The sequence below is a fragment of the Massilia oculi genome (assembly GCF_003143515.1).
Classification (GTDB): domain Bacteria; phylum Pseudomonadota; class Gammaproteobacteria; order Burkholderiales; family Burkholderiaceae_D; genus Telluria; species Telluria oculi.
This window is the reverse complement of sequence record NZ_CP029343.1, coordinates 5,783,934-5,803,138: the sequence shown is the minus strand read 5'-3', so window position 1 is coordinate 5,803,138 and position 19,205 is coordinate 5,783,934. Positions and strand designations below refer to the sequence as shown.

The 19,205-nt window shown below is 65.9% G+C and carries 19 protein-coding genes and 1 pseudogene; 8 read left to right on the top strand and 12 right to left on the bottom strand.

Features of this window, described 5'->3' with window-relative positions:
* Positions 1–2 precede the first annotated feature (2 nt).
* Entirely contained in the window at positions 3–1,049 is a 1,047-nt protein-coding gene (locus DIR46_RS25945; protein WP_229446432.1) for an alpha/beta fold hydrolase, read from the top strand.
* Here the strand turns inward: DIR46_RS25945 and DIR46_RS25940 are convergent.
* The 9 genes and pseudogenes from DIR46_RS25940 to queE form a co-directional block, all read right to left on the bottom strand.
* Positions 1,046–1,366: a hypothetical protein gene (locus DIR46_RS25940; protein ID WP_109347812.1), complete on the bottom strand. Its 321-nt coding sequence runs from the start codon at positions 1,364–1,366 to the stop codon at positions 1,046–1,048. The genes DIR46_RS25945 and DIR46_RS25940 overlap by 4 nt on opposite strands.
* A gap of 22 nt (positions 1,367–1,388) precedes the next feature.
* Positions 1,389–2,251: pseudogene (nadC, locus tag DIR46_RS25935) on the bottom strand (carboxylating nicotinate-nucleotide diphosphorylase).
* The gene (gene nadA, locus DIR46_RS25930; protein WP_109347811.1) at positions 2,248–3,387 is read right to left on the bottom strand and encodes a quinolinate synthase NadA; all 1,140 of its coding nucleotides are present in this window, start codon (positions 3,385–3,387) and stop codon (positions 2,248–2,250) included. Before nadA ends, nadC begins: the two are co-directional and overlap by 4 nt.
* A gap of 69 nt (positions 3,388–3,456) precedes the next feature.
* Positions 3,457–5,055, bottom strand: a complete 1,599-nt coding sequence (locus tag DIR46_RS25925) for an ABC-F family ATPase (RefSeq protein WP_109347810.1) — start codon at positions 5,053–5,055, stop codon at positions 3,457–3,459.
* A gap of 110 nt (positions 5,056–5,165) precedes the next feature.
* Complete coding sequence (gene ldcA / locus DIR46_RS25920) at positions 5,166–6,083, bottom strand: muramoyltetrapeptide carboxypeptidase (RefSeq protein WP_109347809.1); 918 nt, start codon at positions 6,081–6,083, stop codon at positions 5,166–5,168.
* Complete coding sequence (locus DIR46_RS25915; RefSeq protein WP_109348160.1) at positions 6,080–7,009, bottom strand: alpha/beta fold hydrolase; 930 nt, start codon at positions 7,007–7,009, stop codon at positions 6,080–6,082. The genes ldcA and DIR46_RS25915 overlap by 4 nt, the downstream gene beginning before the upstream one ends.
* 193 nt (positions 7,010–7,202) lie before the next feature.
* Complete coding sequence (gene tadA / locus DIR46_RS25910) at positions 7,203–7,727, bottom strand: tRNA adenosine(34) deaminase TadA (protein ID WP_109348159.1); 525 nt, start codon at positions 7,725–7,727, stop codon at positions 7,203–7,205.
* Complete coding sequence (queD, locus tag DIR46_RS25905; protein ID WP_005670817.1) at positions 7,727–8,170, bottom strand: 6-carboxytetrahydropterin synthase QueD; 444 nt, start codon at positions 8,168–8,170, stop codon at positions 7,727–7,729. Before queD ends, tadA begins: the two co-directional genes overlap by 1 nt.
* Before the next feature lie 15 nt (positions 8,171–8,185).
* The gene (queE, locus tag DIR46_RS25900) at positions 8,186–8,821 is read right to left on the bottom strand and encodes a 7-carboxy-7-deazaguanine synthase (protein ID WP_109347808.1); all 636 of its coding nucleotides are present in this window, start codon (positions 8,819–8,821) and stop codon (positions 8,186–8,188) included.
* A 183-nt stretch (positions 8,822–9,004) separates the two neighbouring features.
* On the opposite strand from queE, the gene DIR46_RS25895 reads away from it, so the two are divergent.
* From DIR46_RS25895 to DIR46_RS25885, 3 genes are all read left to right on the top strand, one after another.
* Positions 9,005–9,985, top strand: coding sequence for a sensor histidine kinase (locus tag DIR46_RS25895; protein WP_109347807.1), 981 nt, complete (start codon positions 9,005–9,007; stop codon positions 9,983–9,985).
* A gap of 146 nt (positions 9,986–10,131) precedes the next feature.
* Complete coding sequence (locus DIR46_RS25890) at positions 10,132–11,106, top strand: sensor domain-containing diguanylate cyclase (protein ID WP_109347806.1); 975 nt, start codon at positions 10,132–10,134, stop codon at positions 11,104–11,106.
* Between the two features lie 88 nt (positions 11,107–11,194).
* Positions 11,195–14,089 carry a M16 family metallopeptidase gene (locus tag DIR46_RS25885; protein ID WP_109347805.1) on the top strand — a complete coding sequence of 965 codons (2,895 nt, stop codon included), beginning with the start codon at positions 11,195–11,197 and terminating at the stop codon, positions 14,087–14,089.
* A 63-nt stretch (positions 14,090–14,152) separates the two neighbouring features.
* On the opposite strand, the gene DIR46_RS25880 is transcribed toward DIR46_RS25885, so the two are convergent.
* The 3 genes from DIR46_RS25880 to DIR46_RS25870 all read right to left on the bottom strand — a co-directional run bounded on the left by DIR46_RS25880 (position 14,153) and on the right by DIR46_RS25870 (position 17,601).
* Positions 14,153–16,288: a general stress protein gene (locus tag DIR46_RS25880; protein WP_162819648.1), complete on the bottom strand. Its 2,136-nt coding sequence runs from the start codon at positions 16,286–16,288 to the stop codon at positions 14,153–14,155.
* A 251-nt stretch (positions 16,289–16,539) separates the two neighbouring features.
* On the bottom strand, positions 16,540–16,803 hold the full coding sequence (locus DIR46_RS25875; RefSeq protein WP_109347803.1) for a hypothetical protein: 264 nt from the start codon (positions 16,801–16,803) through the stop codon (positions 16,540–16,542).
* A 9-nt stretch (positions 16,804–16,812) separates the two neighbouring features.
* Complete coding sequence (locus tag DIR46_RS25870; RefSeq protein WP_109347802.1) at positions 16,813–17,601, bottom strand: DNA/RNA non-specific endonuclease; 789 nt, start codon at positions 17,599–17,601, stop codon at positions 16,813–16,815.
* 169 nt (positions 17,602–17,770) lie between these two features.
* Here DIR46_RS25870 and DIR46_RS25865 point away from each other — a divergent pair, with 169 nt between their 5' ends.
* The 4 genes from DIR46_RS25865 to DIR46_RS25850 all read left to right on the top strand — a co-directional run bounded on the left by DIR46_RS25865 (position 17,771) and on the right by DIR46_RS25850 (position 19,159).
* A complete protein-coding gene (locus tag DIR46_RS25865) occupies positions 17,771–18,163 on the top strand; it encodes a hypothetical protein (protein WP_109347801.1) in 393 nt (130 codons plus the stop codon).
* Positions 18,164–18,266: 103 nt separating this feature from the next.
* Complete coding sequence (locus DIR46_RS25860) at positions 18,267–18,527, top strand: DUF5985 family protein (RefSeq protein WP_109347800.1); 261 nt, start codon at positions 18,267–18,269, stop codon at positions 18,525–18,527.
* Positions 18,528–18,531: 4 nt separating this feature from the next.
* On the top strand, positions 18,532–18,801 hold the full coding sequence (locus DIR46_RS25855; RefSeq protein WP_109347799.1) for a DUF5985 family protein: 270 nt from the start codon (positions 18,532–18,534) through the stop codon (positions 18,799–18,801).
* 97 nt (positions 18,802–18,898) lie between these two features.
* Positions 18,899–19,159, top strand: coding sequence for a hypothetical protein (locus DIR46_RS25850; RefSeq protein WP_109347798.1), 261 nt, complete (start codon positions 18,899–18,901; stop codon positions 19,157–19,159).
* Positions 19,160–19,205 lie beyond the last annotated feature (46 nt).

Sequence of the window (19,205 nt, the reverse complement as noted above, 5' to 3'; positions counted from 1 at the left end):
ATGTGATCAGCACTTATCGAAGCACTGGCGACAACGCGCGCACCACGCGCCGCCTGTCGGCCGGCGTCGCCATCGCCGGCCTGGGCCTGCTGGCGTCCTGGCTGGTGGTACGCGCCAAGTCCCGGCGCGCCGAACGCGACCACCCGCCGGCGGGCAGCTTCATCACGGTCGACGGCGTCAAGCTGCATTACCTGGAACGCGGCAAGGGGCCGGTGCTGGTGCTCCTGCACGGCAATGGCGTCGACGCCACCGACTGGGAACACAGCGGCCTGCTGGACGCCGCCGCCGAACACTACCGGGTGATCGCCTTCGACCGCCCCGGCTTCGGCTACAGCGAGCGCCCGCGCGGCACGGTCTGGACCCCGGACCGGCAGGCGCGCCTGCTGCATCACGCGCTGCAGGAACTGAACGTGGACAGCGCCATCGTCACCGGCCATTCCTGGGGCACGCTGGTGGCGCTGAACATGGGACTGCAGGTGCCGGAGTTCGTTCGCGGGCTGGTGCTGGTCTCGGGCTACTACTATCCCAGCGTGCGCATGGACGTGATGGTCGGCGCGCCGCCAGCCATCCCGCTGGTAGGCGACGCGTTGCGCTACACCGTGGCGCCGCTCGCCGGACGCCTGATCTGGCCAGCCGCGGTCGGGCGCGCGTTCGCGCCCTTGCCGGTGTCCGAGCGCTTTCGCGCAGTGTCTCCATGGATGTCCCTGCGTCCCGGCCAATTGCGCGCAAATACCGCCGATGGCAGCCTGATGGTGCCGGCAGCGATATCCCTGGCGCGGCGGTTTGGAAGGCTGAAGGTCCCCGTGCAGATCCTGTCCGGCACCCAGGATGCGGTCTGCGACTGCGCGCACAATGCCGAGCGCTTGCACGCGGCGCTACGCCATAGCGAGCTGTCGGTCACGCCTGGCGTGGGTCATATGCTGCATTACGCGGAACCGGGGAAGGTGCTGGGAGCGATCGATGCGATCGCGTCCCTGGTTGGCGTGCCGGCCCACTTGCCGAGTGCGCGTGAAAATGCGGAGGCGGCGGCCGGCGAAAGCGGGGTTTAGCTGTTACCGAGCTTGATCGCGAGGCCAGCGAACAAGCTCGCCGCCATCGCCAGCGACAGCGCGCCATGCACGGCCGTCGAGCCGATCGACGACGCCTCGGCCGAGTCGTCGCGCTTGAGCGCCATCGCGCGGCCCAGCACCACCGGGCGCAGGAAGCCGCGGATGCCGACCAGCAGCATGCCGATACCGAAGAACAGCTCGCCCTTCATGCCGTACATGATGCCGTCGAGGAGCTGGGGCACGCCCAGCAGCAGGCCGAAGCCGAGCCAGAACAGGCGAAAGCCGAGCGAACGTTTCAACTTGTCGGAAGTGGTCATGAAATACTGAAAGAATGATGGTTCAGATGATGCGCAGCGAGTAATCGGTCGCGCGCACGTCCTTGGTCAGGCTGCCGATCGAGATGCGGTCGACGCCCGTTTCGGCGATCGCGCGCACGGTCTCCATATTGATGCCGCCCGACGCTTCCAGCAGCGCACGGCCGGCGTTCACCTTCACCGCTTCAACCATGCGCGCCAGGTCGAAATTGTCGAGCAGGACCGACTTGACGCCGGCGGCCAGCGCTTCTTCGAGCTGGGCGATGGTCTCGACCTCGATCTGCACCGGCGCACCGGAGTTAAGGCGCGCTGCCGCCCCAGCGCGGCCGTCACGCCGCCCGCCGCTGCGATATGGTTTTCCTTGATCAGGATGCCGTCATACAGCGCCATGCGCTGGTTCTTGCCGCCGCCGACACGCACCGCATATTTTTGCGCCAGGCGCAGGCCCGGCAAGGTCTTGCGGGTATCGAGGATCGCCGCATTGGTGCCGGCAACGACGTCGACGTAGCGACGGGTGGCCGTCGCCACGCCCGACAGCAGCTGCATGAAGTTCAGCGCGCCACGCTCGGCCGTGAGCAGCGAGCGCGGATTGGCGCGGATCGTGCACACCGTCGAGTCGGCCGCCATGAGGTCGCCCTCGGCGTAGTGCCAGTCGATCTCGGTGTCCTGGTCGACCGCCAGCATCAGCCCTTCGAACCACGGGGCGCCGCACAGCACGGCGGCTTCGCGCACGATCACGCGGGCGGTCACCAGGGTATCGCTTGGGACCAGCTTGCCGGTCAGGTCGCCCGTGCCGACGTCTTCCAGCAGCGCGGCCAGGATGTTCTGTTCGAAGGCGGCCTGCAGCTTGTCGTCGAACTGGGCGTGGGGATTCGTAAGTAGCGTCATGCCGGTCCTACCCCCGAGAACATAGGGGCATTGTTTTCCAGTTTGCCGGTCGGCAGCGCCTTGGCGCGCTTGGCGGCGGCGAAATCGAGCATGCGGTCGATGGCGCGTTTCGCCTGCAGGCCCACGCTCGGCTCGACGTGGACCTGGTTGGCGCCCGATTCCAGCACCTCGGCAAGATTGCGCAGTCCGTTCATGGCCATCCATGGGCAGTGCGCGCAGCTCTTGCAGGTCGCGCTGTTGCCGGCGGTTGGCGCCTCGATGAAGGTTTTACCCGGCGCCGCCATCCGCATCTTGTGCAGGATGCCGTTGTCGGTGGCGACGATGAACTGTAGCGCGTCCATGGTCTGGGCCGCGTTGATCAGCTGGGTGGTCGAGCCGACCGCGTCGGCCTGGGCCACGACGTTGGCGGGCGATTCCGGATGCACCAGCACCTTCGCATTCGGGTATTCGGCCCTCAGCAGGTCGAGCTCGATGCCCTTGAACTCGTCGTGCACCAGGCAGGAACCCTGCCACAGCAGCATGTCGGCGCCGGTCTTGGCCTGGATATACGAACCCAGGTGGCGGTCGGGCGCCCACAGGATCTTCTTGCCCTGGGCGTGCAGCTCGGCCACGATGTCCAGGCCGATCGACGAGGTCACCATCCAGTCGGCGCGCGCCTTCACGGCGGCGCTGGTGTTGGCGTACACGACGACGGTGCGATCCGGATGCTGGTCGCAGAAGGCCGCGAACTCGTCGGCCGGGCAACCCAGGTCGAGCGAGCAGGTCGCGTCGAGGTCGGGCATCAGGATGGTTTTCTCGGGGCTGAGGATCTTGGCGGTCTCGCCCATGAAGCGCACGCCGGCCACCACCAGGGTCTGGGCCGGGTGGTCGCGGCCGAAGCGCGCCATCTCCAGCGAATCGGAGACGCAGCCGCCGGTTTCCTCGGCCAGGTCTTGCAGGTCGGCGTCCACGTAATAGTGGGCCACCAGCACGGCGCCCTTCTCTTTCAGGAGCCGCCGGATGCGTTCCTTCAGTTCGGCGCGCTCGGCCATTTCCGGTGCGCTCGGGACTTTTGCCCACGCCTCGGCGGTGCAGGCCATGCCGGCCTGGGGCCGGTCGTATTCATAGGTCTTGATTGGTACTGTTACGGCATTCATGCTCGCGCGTCTCCTCGCCTTAGCGGGGCCGAGGCCCCGCCCTCCTTCGAACCGATGTCTGGCTGTCGATCAGTCGATGCCCTGGCTGCGCAGGTATTCCTCGTAGTTGCCCTGGAAGTCGACCACGTCGTTCTCGCGGATCTCGATGACGCGGGTGGCCAGCGAGGACACGAACTCGCGGTCGTGCGACACGAAGATCAGGGTGCCGGCGTATTTGTCGAGCGCGATGTTCAGCGATTCGATCGATTCCATGTCCATGTGGTTGGTCGGCTCGTCCAGCAGCAGCACGTTGTGACGGCCCAGCATCAGCTTGCCGTACATCATGCGGCCCTTCTCGCCGCCCGACAGCACCTTGACCGACTTCTTGACTTCGTCGCCGCCGAACAGCAGGCGGCCCAGGATCGAGCGCACGGCCTGGTCGTCGTCGCCTTCTTGCGTCCACTTGCCCATCCAGTCGGTGAGCGTCTCGCCGCTGGCGAATTCCTCGGTCGGATCCTGCGGCATATAGCCCGGATTGGCGTTCTCGGCCCACTTCACGCGACCGGTGTCCGGCTGCAGGCCGCACAGGTCGCCGCCGATCGAGCGCAGCAGCGTGGTCTTGCCCGCGCCGTTGGCGCCGATGATCGCGATGCGTTCGCCCGCCTCGACCATGATCGAGAAGTTCTTGAACAGCTGGCGGTCATAGGCTTTCGAGATGTTCTCGGCTTCCACCGCCAGGCGGTGCAGCTTCTTCTCGCCTTCGAAGCGCACGAACGGATAGGCGCGCGACGATGGCTTGAACTCCTCGATCTTGATCTTGTCGATCTGCTTGGCGCGCGAGGTCGCCTGGCGCGCCTTGGATTTGTTGGCCGAGAAGCGGCGTACGAAGTCCTGCAGCTCGGCCACTTTTTCCTTGGCCTTGGCGTTGTTCGCCAGCTGCTGGTTGCGCGCCTGGGTCGAGGCCAGCATGTAGTCGTCGTAGTTGCCCGGATAGACCTTCAGGGTGCCGTAGTCCATGTCGGCCACGTGGGTGCAGACCTGGTTCAGGAAGTGACGATCGTGGGAAATGATGATCATGGTGGAGTTACGCTCGTTGAGCATGTTTTCCAGCCAGCGGATCGTGTTGATGTCCAGGTTGTTGGTCGGTTCGTCGAGCAGCAGGATATCCGGATTCGAGAACAGGGCCTGGGCCAGCAGCACGCGCAGCTTCCAGCCCGGCGCCACGGCGCTCATCGGACCCTGGTGCAGGTCGGTGCCGATTTCCAGGCCCAGCAGCAGTTCGCCGGCGCGCGCCTCGGCCGAATAGCCGTCGTATTCGGCCACTTTGCCTTCGAGCTCGGCGGCCTTCATGTAGTCGTCGTCGGTCGCTTCCGGATTGGCGTAGATCGCATCGCGTTCGGCGATCGCGTTCCACAGCTCGGTGTGGCCCATCATGACCACGTCCAGCACGCGCACGTCTTCGTAGGCGAACTGGTCCTGGCGCAGCTTACCGAGGCGCTCGCCCGGATCGAGGCTGACGTTGCCGGCGGACGGCTCGAGGTCGCCGCCCAGGATCTTCATGAAGGTCGACTTGCCGCAGCCGTTGGCGCCGATCAGGCCATAGCGGTTGCCTTCGCCAAACTTGACGGAAATGTTCTCGAACAGCGGCTTGGCGCCGAATTGCATCGTGATATTGGCTGTGGATAGCACTGTATTACCCCAAAAAGCATATTTGATTAACCGGCTATTTTACCATTCTGCGCCTTGCCGGGCGAATAAGGGTGGATTCCGGACAGCGGCGCACGCCCCAGGCGCGCAGATCAGGCGCAGACCAGCGTCGGATAGTCGGACAAGGTCAGGCGGAAGCCGTCGGCATCGGACACCAGGTGGCCCTGGGCGCCGAACGGGATCGTGACGCGGCGCTCGATGTGGCCGAAGGAAAGGCCCGTCAATACCGGTAGCGGCAGGGTCTGGCGCAGATAGGCCAGCATGGCGTCGAAATCGTAGCCATTGTCCAGCGGCCCGAGCCGATAACCCGAGAAGTCGCCCAGCACCACGGCTTGCTGGCGCTCGAGCACGCCCGCCTGCATCAGTTGCAGCAGCAGGCGCTCGACCCGGTACGGATGTTCCGCGATATCTTCGAACCAGAGGATGCCGGCGTCGATGCGCGGAAAGTATGGCGTGCCGAGCATGGCGCCGATCATCGCCAGATTGCCGCCCCAGACGGTGCCGCGCACGTCGAGCGCCGGATTGCCGGTGACGCGCTCGGTGATCGTATGGGTGGGGCCGGCCAGGCAGGACCAGAAATCGTCGAGCGTGAACGGGACCGGTTCGAGCGCGCCGAAGTCGCCCGCGATCATCGGACCGGCATAACTGAGCCCGCCCGCCTTCGCCATCAGACCCATGTGCAGGGCCGTCAGGTCGGAAAACCCGACCACGATCTTGCCGCTGGCGGCGATCGCCTCGAAGTCGATGCGCGGCAGCAGGCGGCTGACGCCATAACCGCCGCGCAAGGCAATGATGAGGTGCACGTCCGGGTCGGCCACGGCGGCGTGCAGTTGTTCCAGGCGGGCGTCGTCGGTGCCGCCGAAGCGCAGGTAGGAGCAGCTGTGGTCGTAGTAATTACGCACCAGGAAGCCCTGCTGCTCGAGGCGCGCGATGGCGCGTTCGAGCGCCGATGGTTCGGGAATGCAGCCGGCTGGCGCCACGATGGCGATGCCGGGACGGGAGGTGATCACTGTTTGACGAAGAGCCGGGGTGTTGAATCTGGCAACATCTTACCCCGCGCATGGGAGTCGATCAAGGCAAGGATGCGCTCGACCAGCTGGGGCGGCAGATCGTGGCCCATCCCTTCGATGATTTCGAGGCGCGCACCGTCGATGTGGCTTGCCACGTCCTGGCCGCAGGCGGCCGGCAGCAGCGGATCGGCGGCGCCGTGGATGACAAGGGTGGGCGCCGCGATCGCCGGCAGCAGCGCGCTGCGGTCGCCGGCGGCCAGCAGCGCCAGCATCTGGCGCGCACTGCCGCTGGGGCAGTAGCAGCGCCGCACGGAGCGCGTGACGCGCTTGCGCAATTGCCGGTCCGGCGTTGGATAGGACGGGCTGCCCAGCGCCCGCAGCTGCCCCACCGCGTGGTCGATGACGCTGTCGAGATCGGCCTGGTTGGCGGGACGGCTGGCTAGCGCCTTGGCAACCTTCGCGCCCGGCCTGGGCAGGCCGCGCCGACCGCTGGTGGACATGATGGAAGTCAGGCTCAGCACCCGCTGCGGGTGGCGCGCCGCCAGTTGCTGGGCAATCATGCCGCCCAGCGCCGAGACGCCGACCAGGTGGGCCCGGGCCACGCCCAGCGCCGACAGCACGCCGACGGCGTCGGCCGCCATATCGTCGATGCCATATGGCGAGCGCAGTGGCCAGCCGAGTGCCGCCTTGATGCGCGCAACAGTGAGATTCGGGGTGCCGGCCTGCTCGAACTTGGTCGACAGGCCACTGTCGCGGTGGTCGAAACGGATCACGTAGAAGCCGAGCTCGACCAGACCTTCGACGAATTCGTCGGGCCAGTTGGTCAGTTGCATGCCGAGGCCGTGGATCAGGAGTAGTGGCGCGGCTTTCGGGTCGCCAGCGGTGTCGAAGGCGATGCGCAGTCCGTTGGCGTGGAGGGTGGGCATGGCGGAGCTCAGGAGCGCGTAATGTTTGGCGCCAGCCTGGCGCCGCTGCTGTTCGTGGTTCACATCCCTATGTCGTGAAAACAGCATAACAGCTTATTGGCGCGCATGGCGCTCCGGCTGATGGAATGCTCCCGGGGCGCTCTCCCGGCTTATTCGCCGCTTACTCGCCGCTTACTCCCCGCTTACTCCCCGCTTACTCCCGGCCTGCGGCCGGCTTGCGCGCCGCGTTGCGGCGTTCCACAAAAAAGGCCTTGAGCAAGGCGCTGGCTTCCTCTGCCATGACGCCGCCGACCACCTCGGTGTGGTGGTTCAACCTGTCTTCGCCGAACAGGCTGACGACCGAGCCGCAGGCGCCGGTCTTGGGATCAAGCGCCGCGTAGACGACCCGGGCCAGGCGCGCATGCATCATTGCCCCCGAGCACATGATGCAGGGTTCCAGGGTCACGTACAGCTCGCAACCCGGGAGCCGGTAATTGCCCAGCTTTTCGGCGGCCGCGCGCAGGGCGACGATCTCGGCGTGGGCGGTCGGGTCGTGGCTGCCGATCGGCTGGTTGAAGCCGGTCGCGATGACCTCACCGTCCTTGACCACGACGGCGCCGACCGGCACCTCGCCCCGGTCCCAGGCCAGCTGCGCCTGGGCCAGGGCCAGGCCCATATAGCGCCCTTCCGCACTCCCGGACGGCGCTTCCTGGACGGCCTGGACGGTCGGATCCGGCATCATTCGGTGATCTCGGCCCAGCAGTTCGGGGTTTCGTGCAGCACCAGCTTGTGCAGGCGCAGGCCGGTGCCGTAGCGGTCGATGAACACGGCCTTCAGGATGTCGAACGCCACCTGGGCCAGGTTCTCGACGGTTGGGATGCGGTCGATCACGATCGTCTTGTGGTCCGGCAGCGATGCCAGGAACTCACGCACCTTGTCATCCTTTTCGTACACGATGAAGGCATGGTCCCACACGTCGACCAAGTGCTGTTTTGCCAGGGCCTTCACGTCGGAAAAATCCATGATCATTCCATTGTCGGAATTGCCATCGGAATCGATCACCTGGCCTGTCAGAGTAATCTCAAGGGTATAGCGGTGGCCGTGCAGGTTGCGGCACTGGCTCTTGTGGTCGGGAATCCGGTGTCCGGCATCGAATTCGAGCTTGCGGGTAATGGTCAACATGCTGCGTGTGGATCGTTAAGGAATCTGAAGAAGTTTATGGGTCTGGAGGCTGAGCTTCCATTTCGGGTTGGCGCGGCAGGTCTCGATCGCCAGCTGGAGGTTGCGCGCGGCCAGCGGGCCGTCCATCGCCTGCAGGTAGAAGTGCGCGAAGTCGAGTCCCTCATAGGCGGCCAGGTCTTGCCCGAGCTGCGGGATGACGACCTTGATTTCGCTACCCTTGTGCACCACCAGCGTCGAGCCCATTTTGGGGCTGACGCAGATCCAGTCCACGCCTTCGGGCACCGGCAGGGTGCCGTTGGTCTCGATAGCGATGGTGAAGCCGCGCGCATGCATGGCGTCGATCAGGGGACGGTCGAGCTGCAGCAGTGGTTCGCCGCCGGTGAACACCACGTATTTGCTGGCCGGATAACTGGTCGGCCACAGGCTGTCGATCTCGGCTGCCAGCAAGTCCGCTTCCTTGAACTTGCCGCCGCGCTCGCCATCGGTGCCGACGAAATCGGTGTCGCAGAACTGGCACACGGCGCTCGACCGGTCGGCTTCTCGCCCGGTCCAGAGGTTGCAGCCGGAAAACCGGCAGAACACGGCCGGCCGCCCTGCATGGGCGCCCTCGCCCTGCAAGGTATAGAAGATCTCTTTGATGCTGTAAGTCACGGTAAGCCTCTCGTCAACCTTCCATTATAGCGCGGCGCGTCGCGCGGCGGGTAGCGCGGCGCTGCGCTCCCGGCCGTTTCACGAAACGTGTCGCATCAAGGGGGCTTGAGAAGAAACAATATTCCTACAGCCACCCGGCGGTATCGTCCTACGGAATGTTCCGAATCCGGTAAGAGGGCGACCATGATAAAGTCTTCGGTTTTCCTAGTTTTCCTATCCATTCTTTCGCCCGCCGTCGAGGCCAGCGAAGCGCATGCGCTGGTGCCCCTGCCGTGGCGCAGCACTGCGCCGGAAGTGCTGGCCTGCGTCATGGTCACCCTCGCCGCCCTGGTGCTGGCCTATATCGGCCTGCGCCGCAGCGTCGCCGCCGACGAGCGGGCGCGCGCGCTGCAGCACCAGCTCGCCGCCGAGCGCGAGGCGCGCAGCCACTCCGACCAGGCGCTGGCCGATAACCACGACGTGCTGTGCCGCCTGGTGCGCCAGCACGAAGGCGTGCGCGAAGGCGAGCGGACCCGGATCGGCTGCGAGTTGCAGGCCGAGCTGGGCCGCCGCCTGGCGAGCTTGCGCAACGAGATGGCGAGCCTGCGGGAAAGCGCCCACGCGTCCCCTGTCCTCGCCGCCCGTCTGGAACGCGCGCTGGCCGGCATCGACGGCGCCATCCACGCGGTGCGCGCCGTCGCCGGCGGCCTGCGCGGCGCGAATCCCGGCGACGGCCTGCGCCAGGCGCTGGAGCGCTGTCTGGCCGAGCATGCCCATCGTCACGGCCTGCGCTATCGCTTCGAGGCCGGCGTCGATCCGAGTTCGCGCGCCAGCCAGGACCGGGCGGCGCGGCTGGCCGTATTCCGCGTGCTGGAGGACGTGCTGGCCGGGGCCGCCAACAGGAGCGGCGCTGCGCTGGACCACGAGGTGCACGTGCGGCTGCTCGAAGGCGCCAGCACGCTGGGCCTCGAGATCGACGGCTGCGCCGGCTCGGTCGACGACGTGACCGCCCTGCCCATCGAGCTGGTCGAGCATATCCGCGCCATGGGCGGCTTGCTGCGGATGGTCGCCAACGCCGAGCGGCGCCCCCGCTGGTCGCTCTCGGTGCCGGTCTGCGCGGCCGTGCGCGATCCGGTACAGGATGCGCCCACAGGGCTGCCCGTCATCATCGAAAAGGTCGCCTGAACCGCCCGGCGTTGCAAAGTGCCACCTCGCCATTGTCCTTGCTGAAAATCAATGGCCTGGACCTGCGCATGTTGCAGTATCGGTCCCTAGCGGCAACTCACCGGTTGCCGCCCTCCGATACCGCAACCATTCGCAGAGGAAGGCTCATGAGCGCACCCAGCACCGGCACAGGCCCGACAGACCTGGTCCAGGACGTGGCTTTCGTGGGGCAGTTGATGGAAAGCCTCTCGGTGCCGGTCTTCGTACTGGGCACCGATGCCCGCGTCATGGTCTGGAACCGCGCCTGCGAGCAGCTCACGGGCGTGGCGGCTCCCGAAGTGCTTGGCACCGGCGACCACTGGCGCAGCTTCCACGAAATCCAGCGCCCTACGCTGGCCGACATGGTGCTCAAGGGCCGGCGCGGCGAGGCCGGTTCGCCGTCCGGAGCGGAGCCCCGCTCTCCGATTGCGCTGTCGCTCGAAAGCTGGTGCGACATGCCGCGCGCCGGCCGGCGCCGCTACCTGGCGGCCGACGCCAGTCCGATCTTCGATGCGAGCGGCCAGCTGTCGGCGGTGGTCGAGACGCTGCGCGACCTCACCGACGCCAAGATGGCCCAGATCGCACTCGAGCAGCTGGCCACGCGCGACGGCTTGACGGGCCTGGCCAACCGCCGCTGCTTCGACGACACCCTGCATGCGGAATGGACGCGCGCGCTGCGCCAGATGCAGCCGTTGTCGCTGCTGATGGTGGACGTCGACAACTTCAAGGCCTATAACGATGCCCATGGCCACCTGGGCGGCGACGAATGCCTGAAGCGGGTGGCGCGCGCCGTGGCAAGCGAGATGCGGGCCAACGACCTGGTGGCGCGCTATGGCGGCGAGGAATTCGCCGTGATCCTGCCCAACCAGTCGCTGAAAGGGGCCGCCATCGTCGCCGAGCGCATCCGGTGCCGGGTCGAACAACTGCAGCTGCCGTGCCGCTTCGCCGGCGGCCACGTGACGGTGTCGATCGGGGCCGCGACCGCCATCGCCGGTCCCGACAACCACGCCAGCCAGCTGGTCGCGATCGCCGACGCCGCCCTGTACCGCGCCAAGCACCTGGGGCGCAACCGCATCAGCCTGCCGATGTCGGAAGCCGCGTAAACACCGGCCATCACCGGTAGTCCGGCGGCTGTTCATCTCTTGGCGGATAGACTATCCTTCGCGATTGTCTATTTCTCAAGGAGACATCGTGTTCCATCCGACCCTGTCGCGCACCACGCTCGCGACATTGATTTCCGGCGTGTTGCTGGCAGGCGCCGCCAGCGCCGCTGTGGCCACCCCTGTGGCCACCCCCGCGACCACCCGCGCGGCCACCAAGCCGGCCGCCGGCGGCGACGTGCTGCCGTTCAAGGCCACCGAAAAACTGCTTCCCAACGGCCTGAAGGTCATCGTGGTGCCGACCGGCTTCCCGAACCTGGTCTCGGTGCACATCCCGGTGCAGACCGGTTCGCGCAACGAAGTCGAGCCGGGCAAGTCGGGCTTCGCCCACTTCTTCGAGCACATGATGTTCCGCGGTACGCCGACCTATCCGCCGGAAAAATACCAGGAAGTGATCACAAAGGCCGGCGCGCGCCAGAACGCGTATACCAGCGACGACCTGACCAATTACTACACCACCTTCGCCAAGCAGGACCTGGAGACGGTGCTCAAGGTCGAGGCCGACCGCTTCCAGCACCTGTCGTATCCGATCGAGGCCTTCAAGACCGAATCGCGCGCCGTGCTGGGCGAGTACAACAAGAACAGCGCCAACCCGATGTCGAAGCTGTTCGAGGTGCAGCGCGACGCCGCCTACACCACCCACACCTACAAGCACACCACGATGGGCTTCCTCAAGGACATCGAGGACATGCCGAACCAGTACGATTACTCGAAGGTCTTCTTCGACCGCTGGTATCGCCCTGAAAAAACCACCATCATCATCGCCGGCGACGTCGAGCCGTCGAAGGCGATCGCCATGGTCGAGAAGTACTGGGCCGGTTGGAAGCGCGGCAACTTCAAGTCGAACGTGCCGGTCGAACCCGCGCCGCGCGGCGCCCAGTATCGCCACGTGGCCTGGCAGACGCCGACCCTGCCGCTGGTGACGGTCGCCTGGCGCGCCCCGAGCTTCGTCGCCCGGCAGAAGGAGCAGGCGGCGCTGTCGATGGCGCTGTCGCTGTCGTTCGGGCGCACCTCGCCGCTGTACAAGCGCCTGGTGCAGGACGAGCAGAAGGTCGACCAGCTGTTCGACTTCACCCCGAACCGGGTCGATCCGACCCTGGCCACCATCGGCGCGCGCGTGAAGAATCCGGCGGACGCCGTGATGGTGCGCGACGCCATCCTGCAGACGGTGGCGAAGCTGCGCGACGAACCGGTTAGCGCCAAGGAACTCGAAGCCGCCAAGTCGGCCCAGAAGTATGGCCTGATCCGCTCGCTCGACAACACCGAGGCGATCGCCTCGACCCTGGCTTCCTACGTGCACTTCGAGCGCTCGTACGATACGCTCAACGGCTACTACCGCGCGATCGACGGCTTGAGCCCGGCCGACCTGCAGGCCGCTGCGCGCAAATACCTGGTCGACGACAGCATGGTGGTCACCACCCTGTCGCATGACGCGCTGCCGAAGGGCATCGAGCAGTTGCCGAAGCTGGCGTCGTTCGCCCCCCAGGCGCCTGAAGCGACATTCGACGTGCTGGTGCAGAAATCGGCCCTGCCCCAGATCCGCTTCAAGCTGCTGTTCGCCGCCGGCTCGGCCCACGACCCGAAAGGCAAGGAAGGCCTGGCCGCCCTCACCGCCGCGATGGTGGCGTCGAGCGGTTCGCGCGAGCGCAAGATCGACGAGGTGACCAAGGCGCTGTTCCCGATGGCCGGCAGCCTCACCGAGCAGACCGACAAGGAAATGACGACCTTCACCGGCACCATCCACAAGGATAACTGGCAAGAGTATCTCGACATCGCGATGCCCTTGCTGACGGACCCGGGCTTCCGCGAGGAGGATTTCCGCCGCCTGAAGGACGCCCAGCGCAATGCCCTGGTGCTGGACCTGAAGGACAACAACGAAGAGGAGTTCGGCAAGGAAAGGCTGCAAGCGAATGTGTTCGCCGGCACCGCCTACGGTCATCCGGTGCTGGGCACCGTCGCCGGCATCGACGCCATCACCCTGGATGACGTGAAAGCCTTCTACGCCAAGGCCTATACCCGCCGCGCCGTGAAGGTCGGCATCTCGGGCGACGTGTCGGATGCAATGACGGCCTCGCTCAAGGCGCGGTTGGCGCGCCTGCCGGAAGGCGCCGGCTTGAGCGCGACGGGCGTGCCGAAAGGCCGCATGCCGAACGGCCTGGAAGTGGAAATCGTCGAGAAGAACACCCGCGCCACTGCGATTTCGTTCGGCCTGCCGCTCGACGTCACGCGCAAGCACCCGGACTTCGCTGCCCTGTGGCTGGCCAAGACCTGGCTCGGCGAGCACCGGTCGTCGAGCGCCCACCTGTACCAGCGCATCCGCGAAGAACGCGGCATGAACTACGGCGACTACGCCTATATCGAGGCCTTCCCGCGCGGGATGTTCCAGTTCTTCCCGAACCCCAACCTGGGCCGCAAGGCGCAGCTGTTCGAGGTCTGGATCCGCCCGGTGGCGCCGCAGAACGGCCACTTCGCGCTGCGCGTGGCGCTGCATGAACTGGGCAAGATGGTCGACGAGGGCATCAGCCAGGCCGATTTCGAGACCACCCGCGATTACCTGATGAAGAACGTGTTCGTGATGACCGCGACCCAGGACCAGCGGCTGGGCTATGCGCTCGATTCGCAGTGGTATGGCACGCCGGAGTTCACGACCATGATGCGCGACGCCCTCTCGAAGCTGAGCGCGGCCGACGTCAATGCCGCCATCAGGAAGCACCTGTCGGCCAAGAACCTGTCGGTGGTGATCATCACCAGGGATGCGACCGGCCTGAAGCAGGCGCTGGTGAGCGACGCCTTCTCGCCGATCAAGTACGACGCCAACAAGCCGCAGTCCTTGCTGGACGAGGACAAGCAGATTGGTGAGATGAAGTTGAACATCAAGCCGGAGGCGGTGACGATCACGCCCGCGGCCGAGGTGTTTGCCAGGTAAAGCAGCAGAGCAACGAAAAAGCGGCGCCCGAGGGCGCCGCTTTCATTGACGCGAGGTGCGGGTTCAACGCATCATGCGATCCCAGCCGTGACGAATGGCCGCTTTCATCTTTTCCCACGTCGACGGACCGCCATCACCCGGATAACGGGTATCCCAATCGCTGCGCAGGTCGGTCTCGACGTCGTTCCACGGACGGCCGCGGTATTTCTCGTTCAGGGCCATCTCCGAACCGTAGCTGTAGGCCGGACGGTATGTGTCATATGCCTCGCCGCTGGCGCCATAGACCGAATTCCAGTGGTTGCGGTAGTAGGCATCGTCGTCGCCGTCGGTCATGCGATCCCAGCCGCGACGCACGGCGGACTTCATCTTGTCCCAGGTCGACTGCTCACCCGGATAGCGGCGATCCCAATCGCTGCGCAGGTCGGACTCGACCGCGTCCCAGCTGCGGCCGCGGTACTGGTCGTTGCGCGCCATTTCCGAGCCGTAGCTGTAGGCCGGACGGTACTCGTCGTACGAACCGCCGGCGGCGCCGTAGGTCGTGTTCCAGTGGTTGCGGTAGTAGATGTCGTCGTCGTTGTCGTCGGTCATGCTGTCCCAGCCGTGACGGACGGCGTTCTTGACGCGGTCCCAGGTCGACGGTTCGCTGGTGTCGCTGCCGGTGGTGCTGAAGTCGCGGGTGCCGTCGATGCGGTTGTCCCAGCCGGTGCGCAGGGTGCCCTCGGCGTCGTCCCATGGCTGGTTGCGGTACAGCTCGCTACGGCGCATCTCGCTGCCATAGGTGTAGGCCGGTTTCAGTTCCTCGAACCTGGTGCCGCTCGACGCGTAGGTGCTGTCGTAGTGGCCGCGGTACAGGTCGTCGTCATCGTCGCGGGTCATGCGTTCCCAGCCGTGGCGCACCGCGGCCTTCATTTTTTCCCAGGTCGACGGTTCGCCGCCGGTGGCGTAGCGGCTGTCCCAGTCGCTGCGCAGGTCGGATTCGATGTCGTCCCAGGCGCGGTTGGTGTAGCGGCCGCTGCGCGCGGCTTCGCTGCCATAGCTGTAGGCCGGCAGGTAGTCGTCGTAGGACGCGCCGGCGGCGCCGTAGGTGGTGTTGAAGTGGTTGCGGTAATAGCTGTCGTCGTCGTACGAGCCCATGGTGCTCGAGCCCGAACCCGTGTTGCCGCCCAGGCCCAGCGCGGCGTCGGATTGGCCGCGCGAGAAGATGCGCACGCCGCTGCGCTGCTTGTCCAGGTTCGCGCTGTCGCCGCTCAGCGAGCCGCTCAGGGAGCCGCTCGGCGAGTTGGTGTGGCTACCCTGGAGATCACGCTGCAGCGAGTCGCTGCGGATCGAGCCTTCCAGAGCCGAGCCCTGGATCGACGAACCGGCTGCCGCGCCGAGCGAGCTGCCGGCCAGCGGGCTGGCGCCGGCCGCCGACGCGGTCGCGCCTTTATGCGCACCGTTGGTGGCGAGGCGGTCGTTGTCCAGCTGCGCGCTGCCGGCCGACAGTCCGCCCTGCTGGCTGCCGGCAAGCGGTGCGTTCTGCACCGGGTCGTCGCGCAGGGTCGAGCTTTGCAGCGAAGTGCCGCCGGTGGCGGTCAGGCCGCTATTGCCCAGCGATTCCTGGTGAATGCCGCCCACGGTCTGGCCCGGGCTCACGGCGCCTTGCTGGAACAGCTCACGGTCGCCCGGATTGTCGAGCTTTGGCGTCGATGACGCCTGGACGTTGCCGAGCGTACCCGATTGGGCGGACATCGACGACGATTGCTGCATGCCGGCGCTGCTGCCCATGCGCATGGCGCCGGCGCTGATGCCGCTCGATGCGATGTCCGGGGTACCGGTGGCGTTCTCGTCGATGTCGGTCGGGCCGTAGCGCTCGACGATGTCGGCCGCGCGCTCGACTTCCGGCAGCGAGTCCGCGACCAGCGTCAGCACGTGGTGGCCGCGGGTGACGGCGCCCTCGTAACGGCTCACGTGTTCGGCGTTATCCGAACCAAACAGGTCATTGAAGAAATTCTTGATGCTGGCGGTGATGCCGGTATCGCCGTCTTGGCTGCGTTCGATGTTCAGGTCGGAACGGCCGGTCAGGCTGTCGGTCTGGCCGGTGGGGTCGGCGTTGGACAGGCGGACGTCGGTACGGGTGAAGCCCGACGACAGCAGTTCGTTCATCGCGTTCTGCGCGTCGGTGCGGTTATCGAACACCGCGACAAGAGTGTGTTGCATGGTCGTTCCTCCGAAAAATGGTGGTACTGGCGCCGACGGCGAAGGTGCCGCTGCTTGTGCGCTTTGTTGTCAAGATTACTCCAAACCTGATGGAGCTCGCGCACCATTGACCGTTGGAAAATTTATGTCAGAACAAGGCGAAACTCGGCGTCGGACCACCTACTGATGGGCACGTAGGCGCAGGACGACATGGGAAAGAATGCCAGGCAGGCACCCGGCATGGGCGGCGCACCGGAGCCGGTGTGCCGGGGTCAGGCGAACGGGTTGTCGATGGTCTTGATCTCGGGCGGCGGCAGCGTGTCGGGCAGGTCTCGCGCCTCCAGCGCGGCCACGATCTCGCCCAGCAGCGCGTGCAGGCGGCGCGCCTTGTCCAGTCCGGGAACGTCGGCGGTCAGGTCGACGTCGCCCGAGATCGTGATGCGGTCGATCCGGTTTTCCAGCATCAGGTCGCCGATGCCGGCGACGTCGGCTTCGTTGGCGAACGGGGTGAAGGCGGCGGGTTTCTTCTTGCTCATGGTGTTCCTTTACGATCGGTTCTTGCGCTGCTTGATCTTCGGCAGGCGCAGCATGCGTTCCTTTTCCTTCGTGGACAACGAGGGCAGCAGTTCGATGCCGACAATGCGCTCCAGTTCTGCCACCGGCACCACATTGATCGGCGCGTCGGCGCGGTTCTCGGTGAACCAGGCCGCCGCCAGCTTCTGGCGCGGACTGTACACCACCTTGTACAGGTGGCTCGGCACGATCACGTTGCCGACCTTCTTGAGGCTGGACCCGAGGAAGGCCGGGCCGGTGATCACGTACAGCTCCCCTTCCTTCTTCGCCATGGTGCGCACCGCGCCCTCGATCGGGGCCCAGATATGGCGGTTGTGGTCGCGGTCTTGCGGGACCATATTGGCCAGCGAAAAGCTCTCGCGCTGGGTGCGCCGATCGGGCATGTTCGCATTCGGCGCCAGGTGGCCCCGGTCGAAGCCGCTGCGCGCGTAGTCCGACAGCTCGGCGCGCTGGCCGCGCGGCAGGCGCTGCTCGGCGTGGAACTTGTCGTCGCGGTCCAGGCCCTGGGCGCGCTTGAGGTTAGCGGCGCTCACGTGCTCGGCCGACCACAGCGGCGTGCGGGTCACGCCAGAGTGCACGACGCCGAATACGCCGTAGCACAGTTCGCGGGTGGCGGTGGCCAGTTTCTGGTTGCGGATCTCGGGCGCACGGCCGTCGAGGTAGTGGACCGGGCAACTGGCGGCCTGGGCCGCGCCGGCGGCGACCAGGGCGCCGGCGACGGCGAGGCGGGCGAGGAATCTGCCCAGGGTGGAGCGAAACATGATAGGAAGGCAATGGTGGAGAAAGCGCGCATTTTAGCTGAGCATGTGCTCCTGAGTATCGTTTTGCGTGTACAGGCGCGCACGATTGCCAGAGCAATTCCACGTGGAATGTTCTAAAATTAACGCTTTCTCAATAAGATTTTCCACTTGGGAAACATATTCGCCACGAATGAGCCACCCGCCGATCCCGGAGGATCTACGCCGTTTCGTCCTGACGAGCATTCCCTCCGTGCCCTTCCTGGAAGCCTTGCTGCTGCTGCGCGCCGACCCCACCCAGCAGTGGGAAAGCGCGATGCTGGCCAGCCGGCTCTACATCCGCGAACGTGTGGCGAGCCAACTGCTGTCCGACCTGTGCACGGCGGGCATTGCCCAATCCTGCGGTCCGCCCGTTGCCCACTGCTACCGCTACGAGCCGGTCGACGAGGCCCTGCGCCAACGCATCGACCGCCTGGCCGACTTGTACGCGCGGCGCCTGGTGGAAGTCACCCACCTGATTCATTCGAGCCTGGAGCGCCAGGCCTGGCAGTTCGCGGATGCCTTCCGCCTGCGCAAGGACGAATGACATCGGGGATGTGGCAAGCTGGTTGTATGCAATAAATTGAACGCAATGAGCTGGCGCCGAGCGCCGACAACAATAATGGGCATTACCTTCGGGACGATGTGATATGGGCGAAGTGATCTATACCCTCTGCATGCTGACCTCGCTGAGCTGCGCCGTGCTGCTGTTCACCGGCTACCGGCGCACGCGCCTCCGCCTCCTGTTCTGGAGCGGCGCCTGTTTCGCGGGCATGACCTTGAATAATCTGTTGCTGTTATTGGACAAGGTGGTGTTTCCGACCGAGGTCGACTTGCTGCCGTGGCGCCAGGCCAGCGCGCTGGTGGCTTGCCTGCTCCTGCTCTACGGCCTGATCTACGAGAAGGAATGAAGCGATGACCCACATGCTGGCCGGCGCCATCGCCATGGCTTCCCTGATCATCGCCCTGTTCTTCCTGCGCTTCTGGCGCGCCAGCGGCGACCGTTTCTTCCTGTATTTCGCCCTGTCGTTCGCGATCGAAGGGCTGCACCGCGTGTACTCGGTATTGCGCGATGGCGGCGGCGAGGATTCGCCGCTGCACTACCTGATCAGGCTGCTGGCCTATGGCTTGATCTTGTGGGCCATCCTGGAAAAGAATTTGCCGCGCAAAAAACGTGGTCCGTGAGGTGGTCCGTGAGCGCCCGACCGCGACGCTGGCGTGCGCCCGGCGCAGGGGCGCTGCGCGATAATCGTGCCATGTTCAACACTCCATGGAGGTCCGCATGAGCACTCATGATCACTCTGACCGCAAGCCAGGCGCCCCGGTTCGCTCCGGCGGCCAGGACAACCGTTCCGACAACCTGTTGCCGGGCGACGAAGGCGCCGAGGACGGCCGCTTCGACGTGGCCGAAGAAGTGAACCTCGACCAGCAGTCCGACGAGGCGCGCAGGATTGGCAAGGCGCCATCGCAAGGCATCGCCGACGCCATTCCCGAGGCGCTGCGAACGCCGGTGCCTTCGCAGCAGGTGCCGGACAAATCCTGACCGGGTACGCCGCGCGCAGCAGGTACGCAAAGTCGTTGACATGGCC

Coding starts and splice junctions, on each gene's coding strand:
- DIR46_RS25940 (WP_109347812.1), bottom strand. CDS start 1,366: ATGACCACTTCCGACAAGTTGAAACGTTCGCTCGGCTTTCGCCTGTTC.
- nadA (WP_109347811.1), bottom strand. CDS start 3,387: ATGAATGCCGTAACAGTACCAATCAAGACCTATGAATACGACCGGCCC.
- DIR46_RS25915 (WP_109348160.1), bottom strand. CDS start 7,009: ATGCCCACCCTCCACGCCAACGGACTGCGCATCGCCTTCGACACCGCT.
- tadA (WP_109348159.1), bottom strand. CDS start 7,727: ATGCCGGATCCGACCGTCCAGGCCGTCCAGGAAGCGCCGTCCGGGAGT.
- queD (WP_005670817.1), bottom strand. CDS start 8,170: ATGTTGACCATTACCCGCAAGCTCGAATTCGATGCCGGACACCGGATT.
- DIR46_RS25895 (WP_109347807.1), top strand. CDS start 9,005: ATGATAAAGTCTTCGGTTTTCCTAGTTTTCCTATCCATTCTTTCGCCC.
- DIR46_RS25890 (WP_109347806.1), top strand. CDS start 10,132: ATGAGCGCACCCAGCACCGGCACAGGCCCGACAGACCTGGTCCAGGAC.
- DIR46_RS25880 (WP_162819648.1), bottom strand. CDS start 16,288: ATGCAACACACTCTTGTCGCGGTGTTCGATAACCGCACCGACGCGCAG.
- DIR46_RS25875 (WP_109347803.1), bottom strand. CDS start 16,803: ATGAGCAAGAAGAAACCCGCCGCCTTCACCCCGTTCGCCAACGAAGCC.
- DIR46_RS25870 (WP_109347802.1), bottom strand. CDS start 17,601: ATGTTTCGCTCCACCCTGGGCAGATTCCTCGCCCGCCTCGCCGTCGCC.
- DIR46_RS25865 (WP_109347801.1), top strand. CDS start 17,771: ATGAGCCACCCGCCGATCCCGGAGGATCTACGCCGTTTCGTCCTGACG.
- DIR46_RS25860 (WP_109347800.1), top strand. CDS start 18,267: ATGGGCGAAGTGATCTATACCCTCTGCATGCTGACCTCGCTGAGCTGC.
- DIR46_RS25855 (WP_109347799.1), top strand. CDS start 18,532: ATGACCCACATGCTGGCCGGCGCCATCGCCATGGCTTCCCTGATCATC.
- DIR46_RS25850 (WP_109347798.1), top strand. CDS start 18,899: ATGAGCACTCATGATCACTCTGACCGCAAGCCAGGCGCCCCGGTTCGC.